Annotated in this window: 14 protein-coding genes; 13 read left to right on the forward strand and 1 reads right to left on the reverse strand. The window is 62.0% G+C overall.

Features of this window, described 5'->3' with window-relative positions; genetic code table 11:
* The first annotated feature begins 4 nt into the window (after positions 1–4).
* From soxZ to KG698_RS00555, 10 genes are all read left to right on the forward strand, one after another.
* Complete coding sequence (soxZ, locus tag KG698_RS00510) at positions 5–334, forward strand: thiosulfate oxidation carrier complex protein SoxZ (RefSeq protein ID WP_213683622.1); 330 nt, start codon at positions 5–7, stop codon at positions 332–334.
* Between the two features lie 49 nt (positions 335–383).
* The gene (gene soxA, locus KG698_RS00515; RefSeq protein WP_213683623.1) at positions 384–1,250 is read left to right on the forward strand and encodes a sulfur oxidation c-type cytochrome SoxA; all 867 of its coding nucleotides are present in this window, start codon (positions 384–386) and stop codon (positions 1,248–1,250) included.
* A gap of 88 nt (positions 1,251–1,338) precedes the next feature.
* Positions 1,339–3,033, forward strand: a complete 1,695-nt coding sequence (gene soxB / locus KG698_RS00520; protein WP_213683624.1) for a thiosulfohydrolase SoxB — start codon at positions 1,339–1,341, stop codon at positions 3,031–3,033.
* 32 nt (positions 3,034–3,065) lie between these two features.
* Positions 3,066–4,340 (forward strand): sulfite dehydrogenase, encoded by a 1,275-nt coding sequence (gene soxC, locus KG698_RS00525; RefSeq protein WP_213683625.1) that lies wholly within the window; start codon positions 3,066–3,068, stop codon positions 4,338–4,340.
* 4 nt (positions 4,341–4,344) lie between these two features.
* Complete coding sequence (locus tag KG698_RS00530; protein ID WP_300982743.1) at positions 4,345–5,424, forward strand: c-type cytochrome; 1,080 nt, start codon at positions 4,345–4,347, stop codon at positions 5,422–5,424.
* Positions 5,425–5,549: 125 nt separating this feature from the next.
* Entirely contained in the window at positions 5,550–6,119 is a 570-nt protein-coding gene (locus tag KG698_RS00535) for a cytochrome C (RefSeq protein ID WP_213683627.1), read from the forward strand.
* Positions 6,120–6,200: 81 nt separating this feature from the next.
* Positions 6,201–7,466, forward strand: a complete 1,266-nt coding sequence (locus KG698_RS00540; RefSeq protein ID WP_213683628.1) for an NAD(P)/FAD-dependent oxidoreductase — start codon at positions 6,201–6,203, stop codon at positions 7,464–7,466.
* A 63-nt stretch (positions 7,467–7,529) separates the two neighbouring features.
* Positions 7,530–7,961, forward strand: coding sequence for a DUF302 domain-containing protein (locus KG698_RS00545; protein ID WP_213684248.1), 432 nt, complete (start codon positions 7,530–7,532; stop codon positions 7,959–7,961).
* Entirely contained in the window at positions 7,958–9,193 is a 1,236-nt protein-coding gene (hemA, locus tag KG698_RS00550) for a 5-aminolevulinate synthase (RefSeq protein ID WP_213683629.1), read from the forward strand. The genes KG698_RS00545 and hemA overlap by 4 nt, the downstream gene beginning before the upstream one ends.
* 61 nt (positions 9,194–9,254) lie before the next feature.
* The gene (locus KG698_RS00555) at positions 9,255–10,328 is read left to right on the forward strand and encodes a YeeE/YedE family protein (RefSeq protein ID WP_367114008.1); all 1,074 of its coding nucleotides are present in this window, start codon (positions 9,255–9,257) and stop codon (positions 10,326–10,328) included.
* Here KG698_RS00555 and KG698_RS00560 read toward each other — a convergent pair.
* Positions 10,316–11,059: an SDR family NAD(P)-dependent oxidoreductase gene (locus KG698_RS00560; protein WP_213683630.1), complete on the reverse strand. Its 744-nt coding sequence runs from the start codon at positions 11,057–11,059 to the stop codon at positions 10,316–10,318. The two genes, KG698_RS00555 and KG698_RS00560, sit on opposite strands and share 13 nt — an antisense overlap.
* A 175-nt stretch (positions 11,060–11,234) precedes the next feature.
* Between KG698_RS00560 and KG698_RS00565 the strand changes: the two genes are divergently transcribed.
* From KG698_RS00565 to KG698_RS00575, 3 genes are all read left to right on the forward strand, one after another.
* Positions 11,235–12,302, forward strand: coding sequence for a Gfo/Idh/MocA family oxidoreductase (locus KG698_RS00565; RefSeq protein ID WP_213683631.1), 1,068 nt, complete (start codon positions 11,235–11,237; stop codon positions 12,300–12,302).
* A gap of 154 nt (positions 12,303–12,456) precedes the next feature.
* Complete coding sequence (locus tag KG698_RS00570) at positions 12,457–13,407, forward strand: zinc ABC transporter substrate-binding protein (protein ID WP_213683632.1); 951 nt, start codon at positions 12,457–12,459, stop codon at positions 13,405–13,407.
* Positions 13,408–13,454: 47 nt separating this feature from the next.
* Complete coding sequence (locus KG698_RS00575) at positions 13,455–14,231, forward strand: metal ABC transporter ATP-binding protein (RefSeq protein WP_213684250.1); 777 nt, start codon at positions 13,455–13,457, stop codon at positions 14,229–14,231.
* The last annotated feature ends 4 nt before the right edge of the window (positions 14,232–14,235 follow it).

Consider the following 14,235-nt stretch of genomic DNA (forward strand, 5'->3'; position numbering starts at 1 on the left):
GACAATGGCAGAGAATGTTGTTCCCCGCGTCCGCGTTCCGCGTGATGCAAAAGCTGGCGATAGCGTGTCCGTGCGCACCCTGATCAGCCACCCGATGGAAAGCGGCATGCGTCGTGGCAGCGATGGCAATTTGATCCCGCGCCAGATCATCAATCGCTTCACCTGTGCCTTCAACGGCGCAACGGTGGTTGATGTCGAGATCCATGCAGGTGTCGCCACAAACCCCTATTTCCAATTCGATGCCAAGGTGGACCAGAGCGGCAGCTTTGAATTCACTTGGTATGATGATGACGGTTCGGTCTACACCGAAACGGCAGAAATCGCGGTCGCCTGACGGCGGCGACAAGACCAGACCGAGCCGTCGCAAGGGAGGATTGACGACCATGACTAGAAAAACGCTTCTTGGTGGCGTCGCGGCGGCAGGGCTTGCCGTCGGGGTGGCCGGTGTCGGCTTTGCCGATATCCGGACGGGTGACAGCCTGGTGATCAATGGCGATCTCGCCATGATCACCGAGGCACCGGCGCCAGAGTTTCTGCAAGATCGTGTCAGTACGATCTATTCAGGCTGGGTGTTCCGCACCGACGAAACCCGCGCGATGCAGGAAGATGATTTCGACAACCCGGCCATGCTTTATGCCGAGCAGGGTTTGACGGCCTTTGAGACCGCAATGGGCAGCGAAGGCAAAAGCTGCGCGAGCTGTCATGAAAATGCCGAAAGCCTTGCCGATGTGCGGGCCAGCTATCCCAAGTGGGATGCCGAGCATGGCGCGGTGCAGACGGTTGAAATGCAAATCATCGAATGCCAGACGGAACGGATGGGCGTTGCTGAACCCTATAAGTACGACAGCCAAGCCATGCGCAACATGGCCTCGCTGATCGCATCTGTTGGGCGCGGACAGACGGTCAATGTCGCCATCGACGGCCCCGCGGCCGAGACATGGGCCTTGGGTGAAGAGATCTATTACACCCAGTACGGTCAGCTCGAACTTAGCTGTGCAGATTGCCATGAAAACAACTATGGCAACCTGATCCGCGCCGACCATCTGAGCCAAGGCCAGATCAACGGCTTTCCCACCTACCGTTTGAAGAACGCCAATGTGAACTCGGTCCATGGTCGCTTCCGCGGTTGTATCCGTGATACCCGCGCCGAGACCTTCGCTGTGGGAAGCCCGGAATTCGTGGCGCTTGAGCTTTACGTCGCCTCGCGCGGCAATGGCTTGACGGTCGAAGGACCGTCCGTGCGCAACTAAACCATCGTAAACACCGCCCCGGACACAGTCTGGGGCGGCGTCTGCGCTCAAACATTCAGTTTTTGGAATAATATCAGAGGTTGCACCCATGATTTCGCGTCGCCATTTCGTGCAGGCCGCATTGGCCACTTCGGCCCTTTACGGGGCCTCGGGCTTTGGCAACTGGGCGCGGCTGGCCGCGCAGCAAACGCTGTCCCAAGACGATCTGATCGGCGCAGGCGGCCCCGGCAATGTGACCTTGATCCATATCACCGATATGCATGCCCAAACCCAGCCGATCTATTTCCGCGAGCCGGAATTCAACATCGGCGTGGGCATCCATGCAGGCCAGCCCCCCCATCTGGTGGGGGCGGAGTTCCGCGCGCGTTTCGGCATCACGCAGGGCTCGGCGATGGATTACGCGCTGACCTATACCGATTTCGAAGCCATGGCGCGCGGCTATGGCCGCATGGGCGGGCTCGACCGTATCTCGACCGTGGTCAAGGCGATCCGTGCGCAAGCGCCGCATGCGCTTTTGCTCGATGGTGGCGATACATGGCAGGGCTCGCTGCCCTCGCTTCGCACACGCGGTATGGACATGGTCCAACTGATGAACGCGCTCGGCGTCGAGGCGATGACCTCGCATTGGGAATTCACGCTTGGTTCGGAACGCGTCAATGAGTTGATCGAGAACCATGTCAACCCGGCCTTCCTTGGTGCGAATATCTTCGATATTGAATGGGACGAGCCGGTCTATGACGACTACAAGATCTTTGAGCGCAATGGCACATCCATTGCCGTGATCGGCCAAGCCTTCCCCTATATGCCCATCGCCAACCCCGGTTGGATGTTCCCTGAATTGAGTTTCGGTTTGCGCCGCGATCGGATCGCCGAGGTGGTGCAAGAGGTCCGTGACGCGGGCGCCGAGGTTGTTGTTCTTCTCTCCCACAACGGCTTCGACGTGGACCGTCAATTCGCCCGCGATATTGCGGGCATCGATGTGATCCTCACGGGCCATACTCATGACGCGCTGCCCGAACCGGTGCAGGTCGGCAATACCTTCCTGATCGCAAGCGGCAGCCATGGCAAATTCGTCAGCCGTGTCGATCTCGAGGTTGAGAATGGCGCGATGAAGGGGATCAGCCACCGCTTGATCCCGATCTTCTCGGATGTCATTGCACCCGATCCCGAGATGACCGCCTTGGTCACCGAGACACGCGCGCCCTATGCCGCCGAAATGTCGGAAGTGATCGGCCAGTCGGGATCGCTCCTTTATCGGCGCGGCAATTTCAACGGCACTTGGGATGATGTGATCTGTGACGCGCTGATTTCTCAGCGTGACGCGCAGATCGCGCTGTCGCCGGGTTTCCGCTGGGGTGCGGCTGTCCTGCCCGGTCAGGACATCACGCGCGAAGATATCTACAACGTCACCGCCATGACCTATCCCGCCGCCTACCGGATGGAGATGTCGGGCGCGACGCTGCATACGATCATGGAAGATGTGGCCGCCAACATCTTCAACCCCGATGCTTATTACCAACAGGGCGGCGATATGGTGCGGGTGGGTGGCCTTGGCTACCGCATCGACACCATGCAACCACAAGGCAGCCGGATCACCGAGATGACGCTGTTGTCGACCGGCGAACGGCTGGTTGCCGATCAGAACTACGTCGTGGCCGGTTGGGCCAGCGTAAACGAAGGCACCGAAGGCCCGCCGATCTGGGATGTGGTTGAAAACCATATCCGCGCCCAAGGCACCGTGACCCTTGAACCCAATAACACCGTCGATGTGGTGGGCGGCTAAAGCCCCGCCAAAGAAATAGAGGTATCGCAAACATGACCGACACCCCCAAACATTCACCCTCGCGCCGCCAGTTTTTGGCCGGTGCCGCCGTGGCGACTGGCGCTGCGGCGACAGGCAAGCTCGTGCATGCACAAGCTGCCGGTCCCGACCCGCTGATCACCGAATTGCAGCCTTGGCAGCAATATCTGGGCGACGGCGTCGATGTGCGCCCCTACGGCGTCCCCTCAAAGCATGAGGCGCATGTGGTGCGCCGCACGGTGCCTTGGCTGACGGCCGATGCCGTATCGTCGATCAACTTCACGCCGCTGCACGAGTTGGAGGGGATCATCACCCCCAATGGTCTGTGTTTTGAGCGTCATCACTCGGGCGTGGCCGATATCGCATGGGGCGATCATCGCTTGATGATCAACGGGTTGGTCGACAACCAGATGGTCTTTACGATGGATGATCTCATGCGCTTCCCGCGTGAGAACCGGACCTATTTCCTTGAGTGTGCGGCCAATACCGGCATGGAATGGCGCGGTTCGCAGCTCAACGGTTGCCAGTTCACCCATGGGATGATCCACAACGTTGTCTATACCGGCGTGCCGCTGCGGCTGCTTTTGGAAGAGGCGGGGCTTAAGACTTCGGGCACTTGGCTTTTGGCTGAAGGTGCCGATGCCAGCGGCATGACGCGCTCGATCCCGATGGAAAAGGCGCTCGATGACTGTTTGGTTGCCACCCATATGAACGGCGAGCGCCTGCGCGCCGAACAGGGATACCCCGTGCGCCTCGTCGTGCCGGGTTGGGAAGGCAATATGTGGGTCAAGTGGCTGCGCCGCCTCGAGATCGGCGATGCGCCTTGGCATCACCGCGAGGAAACGTCGAAGTACACCGACCTTCTGGCCAATGGCGATGCACGCCGCTTCACATGGGAGATGGACGCCAAATCCGTCATCACCAACCCCAGCCCGCAAGCGCCCATCACCCATGGCCCCGGCCCAACGGTTCTGACAGGCGTTGCATGGTCGGGTCGCGGCACCATCCCGCGCGTGGATGTCACCATCGATGGTGGCATCACCTGGCATCAGGCGCGCATGTCCGGCCCCAGCTTGGACAAGTCGATGCACCGCTTCTACTATGAGTTCGATTGGGACGGGCGGCCGCTGTTGCTGCAAAGCCGTGCGCATGACAGCACCGGCTATGTTCAGCCCACCAAGGACCAGCTGCGCGTCGTGCGCGGGTTCAATTCGATCTACCACAATAACGGCATCCAGACATGGGCCATCAATGAAGCAGGCGAGGCTGAAAATGTCGAAATCGGCTAAGATGATGAAAAACCTCACCCTTTCGACCGCACTTGTCGTGCTTGGCGCGGGTTTCGCTGTGGCGGAAACGCCCGCCCCCTCGCGCGAAGGTGGTTTCGGTCTGGGCCGTGCAGCGCTCCCCGAGGAAATCGCCGCATGGGATATCGATATCCGCCCCGATGGCCTTGGCCTTCCGGTTGGGTCGGGTGACGTCTATACGGGCGAAGAGCTCTACATTGATTTGTGCTCGGCCTGTCACGGCGATTTCGGCGAGGCGGTTGGCCGCTGGCCGGTGCTTGCCGGTGGGCGCGGCACGCTCGATGGCGAAGATCCGCATAAGACGATCGGCTCGTACTGGCCCTACCTTTCGACCGTGTGGGACTATGTCCATCGCGCCATGCCCTATGGTGCGGCGCAATCGCTCAGCGATGACGAAGTCTATGCAATCACCGCTTACCTGATGTATCTCAATGACATGGTCGATGATGATTTCGAACTGTCGAACGAGAACTTCCTCGAGGTGGCGATGCCCAACGAGACGGCGTTTTTCATGGATGATCGGGCTACGACCGAGCTGACCGCCTTTTCGGTCGAGCCCTGCATGGAAAACTGTGCCGACAGCGTGTCGATTACCGCGCGTGCGACGGTCTTGTCGGTGACACCGGAACAAGAAGCCGCTGCAGCAACAGCCGCAGCCGCAACAGCCGCAGCCGCCCCAACACCCGCCGCCGTCGTCGAGGAGGTGGCTGCACCGGCGGCCGCAGCCGCACCCGATCCGGCGCTTGTCGCCGCAGGCGAGGGGTTGTTCCGTCAATGTGCCTCGTGCCACCAGATCGGTGAGGGCGCTGTGAACCGCACCGGCCCACAGCTCAACAACACCTATGGCGCGCCCGTCGGCAGCCATGATGGTTTCCGCTACTCGCCCGCCTTCCAACAGGCCGGTGAAAGCGGGATGGTCTGGGATGATGAAACGCTGACGGCCTTCTTGCTTGATCCGCGTGGCTATATCCAAGGCAACCGGATGGCCTTCCGTGGTCTGCGTTCCGAGGAAGACGCCGCCGCAATGGTCGCCTATATCCGGGCGGCCGGGGGTGAGGCCAAATGAGATCAGCGCGCGCCCTCATCAGCGCGCTGGTTCTGGCGGCTTCGGCAGCAACGTCCTCCCCGTTGCTGGCCGAAGGAGACCCGGCACAGGGCGAAGTTCTGTATCGCCCGTGCCGGGCATGCCACATGATCGGCGATGGTGCGGTCCATCGTGTTGGCCCGCATCTTAATGGTATCATCGATCGCGTGATCGGGGCTGTGCCGGGGTATGATTTCTCGGATGATCTGGTCAATGCCGGGGCCGATGGTCGGGTCTGGGACGCAGACGCCCTTGACCGCTTTATGGCAGGTCCGCGCGACTATTTCCCGCGCACGCGCATGGTTTTTCGCGGTGTGCGCGATGAACAAGACCGGCTTGATCTGATCGCCTATATGCTGGCCGAAGGTGGGCGCAGTGATAGCGCGGTCATGGATGCCGCGAATATCGCAATTGATCCCGAGGTCGCCACGATCCTCGCGATTGCGGGCGATGTGCCCTACGGCGAATATCTCTCGTCGGAATGCACCGCCTGTCATCGTGACAGTGGCGGCTCGGATATTCCGACGATCCGTGGGCTTGCGCCTGCGTCGTTCATCGCCGGAATGGTTGATTATCGCAACGGAACACGCGAACATCAGGTGATGAATACGGTGGCACGCAGGCTGGGCGATGAAGAATTAGCCGCGCTTGCCGCTTATTTCGCGCGCACCGAGTAACGTATCGGTGCAGACGGGACAGCGCCACCGGACCGGCGCTTGGAAGAGAAGCCCGAGAACGGGTGGAAAAGGGAGAAAGACATGACCATAAACAGACGCGCCTTTTTGGGCACATCCGCCGCGCTAACGGCGGCGCTTGCCACGCCCATGATCGCCCGCGCGCAGGCCACGCCGCGCGTGGTTGTCGTCGGCGGCGGCTCGGGCGGGGCTACGGCTGCGCGCTACATCGCACGCGATAGCGCAGGTGCCATCGACGTCACGCTGATCGAACCGCAGCGGGTTTATCACACCTGCTATTTCGGCAACCTCTATCTTGGTGGCTTTGTCGCCTATGACGATCTGGGCCATGGCTATCAGGGTTTGGCGGCCAATTACGGGATCAACGTGGTCCATGACTGGGCCGTGGGCGTCGACCGCGATGCCAAGACCGTGACCCTCGCCAGCGGTGCTTCGGTGCCTTACGACCGCCTCGTGCTGAGTCCCGGCATCGATTTCGTCGATGGCAGCGTGCAGGGCTGGTCTGTCTCGGCCCAAGGGCGCATGCCGCATGCCTATAAGGGCGGCACGCAGGTCGAGTTGTTGAAGGCACAGATCGCGGCCATGCCGCAGGGCGGCACCTTTGCCATGATCGCCCCCCCGAACCCCTATCGCTGCCCGCCCGGCCCCTATGAGCGGATCTCGATGGTGGCCCACCACCTACGCGAGAATAACCCGACCGCCAAGATCTTGCTGGTCGATCCCAAGGAAAGCTTCTCCAAGCAGGGCTTGTTCGAGGATGGCTGGAACCGCCACTACAGCGGCATGATTACCCGCATCGGCCCCGATATGGGCGGCGCGGTGGTCGAGGTTGATCCGACAGCGATGACCGTCACCATCGACGGTGTCGTGGAAAAGGTCGATGTCTGCAACGTCATCCCCGGCCAGCGCGCGGGCCAGATCGCCTTTGCCGCCGGGATCACCGATGGCAATTGGGCGCCTGTCTCGGCCTATGACATGACCAGCAAGATCGACTCCAATATCACCGTCTTGGGTGATGCGGCGGCACAGGGCGCGATGCCCAAATCCGGCTTCTCGGCCAATAGCCAAGCCAAGGTTGCGGCCAATGCCATCGTGGCGGCGCTGACCGGATCGCGGGCCTTCCCGGCGCGCTATTCGAACACCTGCTGGTCGCTTCTCGATACCGATGATGGCATCAAGGTCGGCGCGACCTATGAAGCGTCGGCCGAGGGCATCGTCAGCATCGACAGCTTCGTCAGCCAAGTGGGCGAAACCGCCGATGTGCGCGCGGCCACCTATCGCGAAAGCCTTGATTGGTATGAGGCGATCACCAGCGACATGTTCGTATGATCTCACAGGCTGCGGGGTGGTTTTCCCGCCCCGCAGCCCCATTCACCGGAGGCGGTACCCATGATGCGATCCTTAGCTTTTGGCCTGACATTGGCCCTTACACCAATGGCCGCTGTGGCACAGGACGCTATTACCTATCCCTTCGATGGCAGTTTCGAGGATGCGAGTTTCGCCATTGAGAACGCGATTATCGATCGCGGTCTCGTGATCGATTTCACCAGCCATGTCGGCGATATGCTGAACCGGACCGGGGCCGATGTTGGCTCGAACCTGGCCATTTTCGACAATGCGCAGATTTTCCTTTTTTGCTCGGCGGCTGTGTCGCGCCGTGTGATGGAGGCCGATCCGATGAACATCATGCATTGCCCCTATGGAATTTTCGTGGCCGAACGCGAGGGCGAGGTGATGATCGGTCATCGCGATTACCCCGATGGGCCGATGCAAGAGGTCGAGGCGCTGCTTGACGCCATCATTCTCGAGGCGACAGCACAGTGACCGACCAAAACCGCTATGACCGCTTCTTCAACGACGAGCTTGATGCGCTGAAGCAGGCGGGCAATTACCGCTACTTCGCCGATCTCGAACGCCGCCGTGGCCAGTTTCCCGCCGCGGTGAACCGTCATGCGGGCGGCGCGCGCGACATCACCGTGTGGTGTTCGAATGACTATTTGGGAATGGGTCAGCACGCGGATGTGCTGGCGGCGATGCACGCGGCCATCGATACGATGGGCGCAGGCGCGGGCGGCACGCGCAATATTTCCGGCACGACGCATGCCCATGTGGCGCTTGAGGCCGAGTTGGCGGATCTTCACAACAAGGAATCTGCGCTGGTCTTTACCTCGGGCTATGTGTCGAACTGGGCCAGCCTTGGGACATTGGCCGCGCGCCTGCCGGGTTGCGTGGTCTTGTCTGACGCGGGCAATCACGCCTCGATGATCGAAGGGATCCGCCATTCCCGCGCCGAGCGCGTGATATGGAAACACAATGATCTCAATGATCTGGAAGCGAAACTGAAAGCGATACCCGAAGATCGCCCCAAGATCGTGGCCTTTGAATCCGTCTATTCGATGGATGGCGATATCGCCCCCATCGCCGCGATCTGCGATCTTGCGGAGCGCTATGGCGCGCTGACCTATCTCGACGAGGTGCATGCCGTGGGTCTTTACGGGCCGCGCGGCGGTGGCATCGCCGAGCGCGAGGGTCTGATGGACCGGCTCGATGTGATCCAAGGCACGCTGGGCAAGGCCTATGGCGTGGTGGGCGGCTATATCGCGGGATCGACCGTGTTGATCGACTTCGTGCGCAGTTTCGCCAGCGGCTTTATCTTTACCACCGCGTTGCCGCCTGCGGTGGCGGCGGGCGCTGCGGCGGCGGTACGTCATCTGAAAACCAGCAGCGCCGAGCGCGCCGCCCATCAAGCCCGCGTGGCCGAGGTGCGCGCCGAGCTTGACGCGCGCGCTATCCCGCATCTGGCCAATGACAGCCACATCATCCCCGTGATGGTGGGCGATCCGGTGAAATGTCGCTGGATTTCCGACCAGCTGATGGAACGTCACGGCATCTATATTCAGCCGATCAACTACCCCACCGTGCCAAAAGGGACCGAGCGGTTGCGCATCACGCCATCGCCTGTCCATTCCGCCGCCGATATCGCGCGGCTGGTCGGCGCGTTGGGGGAATTGTGGTCGCAATGCCAACTCGCGCGCCAACCGATAGCCGCGCAATAGGCATTTGATCCAAGTCAAAGCGGCCAGCCCAAGGGGTGCCTAGATCCCTTTGCAAACGGGGATGACCACCATGCTGGAAGAGCTATTGATCGCCCAAGGCGAGCCGCTTGTGCTGGCCACTGCCGGTGTCTTGACGGGGTTGGTGTTTGGCTTTGCTGCGCAGCGCTCGCGCTTTTGCCTGCGCGCGGCCACAGCCGAGGTGGCGGGCGGGCAGTTTGGACCGAAACTCGCCATTTGGCTCGTCGCCTTCTTTGCCGCCATGGCCCTGACGCAAGCTGGGCTTGCCTTGGGCCTGTTCGATGTGTCGAGCACGCGGCAATTGGCGGCCGAGGGGTCGGTATCGGGCGCGCTGATCGGCGGGCTGATGTTCGGCATTGGCATGATCTTGGCGCGCGGCTGTGCCTCGCGGCTTTTGGTCTTGTCGGCCACAGGCAATCTGCGCGCGCTGATCACGGGGCTGGTCGTGACGTTGGTGGCGCAGGCGGCCTTTACCGGGGTTTTGGCACCTTTGCGCGAATGGATCGCGGCACTTTGGACGGTGCAAGGTGGGGCGGGGCGCAGCCTTTTGGCCAATCTGGGGCTGGGTAATGGCGCTGCGGCGATTGTGGCCTTCGGTGCCTTGGCAGGCGCGCTTGCATTTGGGCGGCGGCGTGATTTGTCCACAGGCGTCTTGCTGGGTGCGCTTGTGGTCGGGGGTGCGGTGGCGATGGGCTGGGCCGCAACCGCGCTGATCGCGGCCAACAGCTTTGCCTTGGTGCCCATCGGCTCGATCACTTTTACCGGGCCTGCGACCGACACGCTGATGGCTTTGGTGGCCGAGCGGCGCGTCGCGCTGTCCTTTGGCATCGGGCTCGTGCCGGGGGTGTTCATCGGGGCAGGGGTGGCCGCGCTGGCTTCCGGTGAATGGCAGCTCGCGCGCTTTGGCGCGGACACGCCGATGGAGCGTTACCTGATCGGCGCGGTCTTGATGGGCTTTGGTGCGATGCTGGCGGGCGGCTGCGCCGTAGGGGCGGGGGTCTCGGGCGGGGCGGTGTTCTCGACCACGGCCATTCTGGCGGTGTTTGCCATGTGGGTGGGCGCGATGACGACCGCGCGCCTGATGACTTGGCGCGCGGGCAGTGCTCAGACGGTGTAGTTCAGCCCCAAGCGCCCACCATCGACATAGATCGTCTCGCCGGTGACATAGCTGGATTTGGGCGAACACAAGAAAGCCACGACATTGCCGATCTCATCGGCGCTGCCGACCCGGCCGATGGGGGTGCGCGAGAGCACGCGCGCAAAGGCCTCGGGGCTGGCGTTTACGCCCGCCATCATCTCGGTATCGATGGAACCCGGACCAACTGCATTGACGCGGATACCATGCGGGGCCAGCGCGAGTGCTGACGCCTTGGTCAATTGCTGCACACCCCCCTTGGAGGCGCAATAGGCCGGGATCGCGGGGATCGCCACCACCGCGTTGATCGACGACATATTGACGATCGCCCCCTTGATGCCCGCCTTGATCATGCCCTTGGCCGCGCGCTGGGTCGCGGCAAAAACCGCGCGCAGGTTCAGCCCGATCACCGCATCGAAATCGGCCAGATCATAGCTGAGGAAATCACCCGGTTTGGCGATGCCTGCATTGTTGACGAGCGCGGCAATCGGCCCTTCTTCGGCCTCGATTTGGTCGAACAGGGCCAAAAGCGCGTCGGTGTCGGCCACATCGCAGACAAAACCGCGCCCGCCGATGGTGGTGGCGGCCTCCGACACGCTGTCTTTTACATCCACGAGCATCACGCGGTAGCCATCATCGGCCAGTGCCCGCCCGCAAGCCAGCCCGATGCCCTGCGCGCCGCCGGTGACCAAGGCAATGGGATGATCGGTCATGTGCAGTCCTTTCGTCGCGTGATGTGCCCTGAGCCTGCTTTGCGCTTTGGGCGGTGTCAATTCGCTAGCTGATAGGGCCGAGAATTGACAGTGCCATCCGGTCCTGCGCAGTCTGCGCGCAAAGGCGCGGTTTCGCGTGCGAAAAGAGGTGCGGCGGCATGGCGGAGGGGCGAACTTGATCGGGGTTGCAATCATCGGGGCGGGGATCGGGCGCGAGCATTTGGCCGGATACCGCGCGCTTCCTGACCAATTCACCGTGCGCTGGTTGATCGATCTTGATACCGCCCGCGCGGCCGAGGTCGCCTTGGGCGATCCATCCATCGCGATTGCCGCCGATATCGCCACGGCCTTGGCTGATCCGGGCGTCGATCTGGTCGATGTATGCTTGCCGCCGCATCTGCATGTGCCGGTCGCGGTGCAGGCTTTGCAGGCGGGCCGCCATGTGGTGCTGGAAAAGCCTATCGCGCCTTCGCTTGCCGCGTGCGATATCCTAGAGCAAGCAGCTCAGGCCGCCGGGCGGCAGGTCTTTCCGGTGTTTCAATATCGCTACGGCCCGGCCACAGCCGCGCTTGATGCGCTGATTGCCGCGGGTCTTGCGGGCCAGCCGCAGGTGGCCGCACTTGAGACTCATTGGAACCGTGGCCCCGATTACTATGCCGTGCCTTGGCGCGGCACTTGGGCGGGTGAGCGCGGTGGCGCGGTTTTGGGCCATGCGATCCATAATCACGATCTCTTATGTCGCTATCTCGGCGCGCCTGCGGCGGTCAGCGCGACCTTGGCCACCCGCGTGAACCCGATTGAGACCGAGGATTGCGCGGCAATCGCCATCCGCTTTGCAAATGGCGCATTGGCAAGCTCATCGGTCACTTTGGGTGCGGCGGGCGATCAAACGCGGCTTCGGTTCGTTTTTTCCCAGATGACCGCCACATCGGGCGATTTGCCCTATGCACCGGCCATGGGGCAATGGCACTTCGTCGCGCGCGATCCCGCTGGCCAACCCGCGATTGACGCTGTTTTGGCGCAGGTCGCGGCACCGCATGCTGGTTTTGCCGGATACTTCGCGGCGATTGCGCGCGCGCTTGCCGCCGCGCCGGGTGATGAGGTGACGCTTTTGGATGGGCGGCGCTCGATCGAATTGGTGACAGCGATTTATGCCGCCGCGCGCAGCGGCACAGAGGTGGCTTTGCCGCTGACGGTCGGGTCGGAACTTTATGCAAGCTGGCTACCCCCCAAAGATCGGTAAGACAGGCGGCGCAGAGCGGCGATCTCGATGCCCCTTGGCGTAAAGTTTATTGCGACTAATTCGCAACTAACTTGACTTTTTGCGAATGCGTCGCAATATCCAGTACTGACGGCACGGACCGCGCCCGCCCGCGCGCTTGCAACAGGTGCAACAGATGCTAACCCGACGTATTGTTTTGTCTTTTGCCACGGCTTTTGCGCTGGCACTTCCCGCTATCGCGCAAGATCGCCTGACGGTCGTGGCCACCACCGGGATGATCGCCGATGCGGCCCGCCAAGTGGGCGGTGATTTGGTCGATGTGACCGCCTTGATGGGGCCGGGGATCGATCCGCATGCCTATCGCCAGACGCGCAGCGATATTGTCGCCACCGCGCAGGCCGATCTGGTCTTGTGGAACGGCCTATACCTTGAAGCGCAGCTTGAGGAATTCTTGCAAGAGCTGGACGAAACCCGCCCGGTTGTTGCCTTGGCCGAGGCGATCCCCCAAACCCAGCTCATCGGGTCCGAAGATTACGAGGGCCGTTTTGATCCGCATGTTTGGATGAACCCCAATCTGTGGTCGCGCGTGGTTCTGGCCGCGCGCGATGCGATGATCGCACTCGCCCCTGATCACGCCGAAGTCTTCTCCGCCAATGCGGCGACCCATCTGGCCGAGATTTCGAACCTTGCAATCTATTCCCAGACCGTGCTTGCCTCGATACCGGCAGAAAGCCGGGTTCTGATCACAGCGCATGACGCCTTCAACTATTTCGGCGCGGCCTATGGTTTCGAGGTGGTGGGCATTCAAGGCATCTCCACCGAAAGCGAGGCGGGTCTCAGCCGCATCGCAGAGCTGGTCGATATGCTGGTCGCGCGCGATATTCGGGCGGTCTTCGTCGAAAGCTCGGTCTCTGATCGCAATATCCGCGCCTTGATCGAAGGGGCGGCGGCGCGTGGCCACGCGGTCGTGATTGGGGGCGAGCTTTTCTCTGACGCGATGGGTGCGCCGGGCAGCTATGAAGGAACCTATCTGGGCATGATTGATCATAATGTCACCACCATCGCCCGCGCGCTTGGGGGCCAAGCACCCGAACGCGGGCGCATCGATGCATTGGCCATGAATTGAGTGATCCCATGCCAGAGCGACTGCGACTTGCCGCCGATGATGGGGCGATGTTGAGCGATCACGCCGATGTCGCGCGCGCGGCGCTATCGGTGCGCGGCATGACGGTCAGCTATGGCGAAAAGCCCGCGCTTTTTTCGGTTGATGCGACATTCCCCGTGGGGGCGATGTCGGCGATCATCGGGCCGAATGGCGCGGGCAAATCGACCTTTCTCAAGGCCGCACTTGGGCTTGTGCCCATGGTCTCCGGCGAGGTGCAGTTTTTCGGCCAAAGCTTGGCGCAGGCGCGCGCGCGCATCGCCTATGTGCCGCAGCGCGCCAGCGTTGATTGGGATTTCCCGACCACGGTGATCGATGTCGTCTTGATGGGGCGTTACCGCAGCCTTGGGCTTTTGCGCCGCATTGGCCGGGCCGAGATGGCGCTGGCGCAAGAGGCGCTCGCGCGTGTGGGGATGGAGGGTTTTGCCAATCGCCAAATTGGCCAGCTATCAGGCGGCCAGCAACAGCGCGTCTTTCTTGCGCGCGCCTTGGCGCAACAGGCCGATCTTTACCTGCTGGATGAGCCCTTTGCCGGGGTCGATGCCGCCACCGAACGCGCGATTATCGCCGTGTTGAAAGACCTCAACGCTGCGGGCAAATCGGTGATCGCGGTGCATCATGATCTGTCCACCGTGGTGGATTATTTCGATCATGTTTTCATGGTCAATGTGCGCGCCATGGCGCAAGGCCCGGTTGCCAGTGCCTTTACCACCACAGCGCTCAGCCAGACCTATGGCGGGCGGTTGGGCGCGGGCCAGTTGGACCAGTTACACCCGGCGGGAAGCTAGGCGC

It is taken from the genome of Roseicyclus sp. (genome assembly GCF_018402035.1).
Classification (GTDB): Bacteria; Pseudomonadota; Alphaproteobacteria; order Rhodobacterales; family Rhodobacteraceae; genus Roseicyclus.

Excerpts from the sequence above, each read along its gene's own strand:
- KG698_RS00545 (WP_213684248.1), top strand. The coding sequence starts at position 7,530 with ATGCGATCCTTAGCTTTTGGCCTGACATTGGCCCTTACACCAATGGCC.
- KG698_RS00540 (WP_213683628.1), top strand. The coding sequence starts at position 6,201 with ATGACCATAAACAGACGCGCCTTTTTGGGCACATCCGCCGCGCTAACG.
- soxZ (WP_213683622.1), top strand. The coding sequence starts at position 5 with ATGGCAGAGAATGTTGTTCCCCGCGTCCGCGTTCCGCGTGATGCAAAA.
- soxA (WP_213683623.1), top strand. The coding sequence starts at position 384 with ATGACTAGAAAAACGCTTCTTGGTGGCGTCGCGGCGGCAGGGCTTGCC.
- KG698_RS00555 (WP_367114008.1), top strand. The coding sequence starts at position 9,255 with ATGACCACCATGCTGGAAGAGCTATTGATCGCCCAAGGCGAGCCGCTT.
- soxB (WP_213683624.1), top strand. The coding sequence starts at position 1,339 with ATGATTTCGCGTCGCCATTTCGTGCAGGCCGCATTGGCCACTTCGGCC.
- soxC (WP_213683625.1), top strand. The coding sequence starts at position 3,066 with ATGACCGACACCCCCAAACATTCACCCTCGCGCCGCCAGTTTTTGGCC.
- KG698_RS00575 (WP_213684250.1), top strand. The coding sequence starts at position 13,455 with ATGTTGAGCGATCACGCCGATGTCGCGCGCGCGGCGCTATCGGTGCGC.
- KG698_RS00560 (WP_213683630.1), bottom strand. The coding sequence starts at position 11,059 with ATGACCGATCATCCCATTGCCTTGGTCACCGGCGGCGCGCAGGGCATC.
- KG698_RS00535 (WP_213683627.1), top strand. The coding sequence starts at position 5,550 with ATGATCGGCGATGGTGCGGTCCATCGTGTTGGCCCGCATCTTAATGGT.
- KG698_RS00570 (WP_213683632.1), top strand. The coding sequence starts at position 12,457 with ATGCTAACCCGACGTATTGTTTTGTCTTTTGCCACGGCTTTTGCGCTG.
- KG698_RS00530 (WP_300982743.1), top strand. The coding sequence starts at position 4,345 with ATGAAAAACCTCACCCTTTCGACCGCACTTGTCGTGCTTGGCGCGGGT.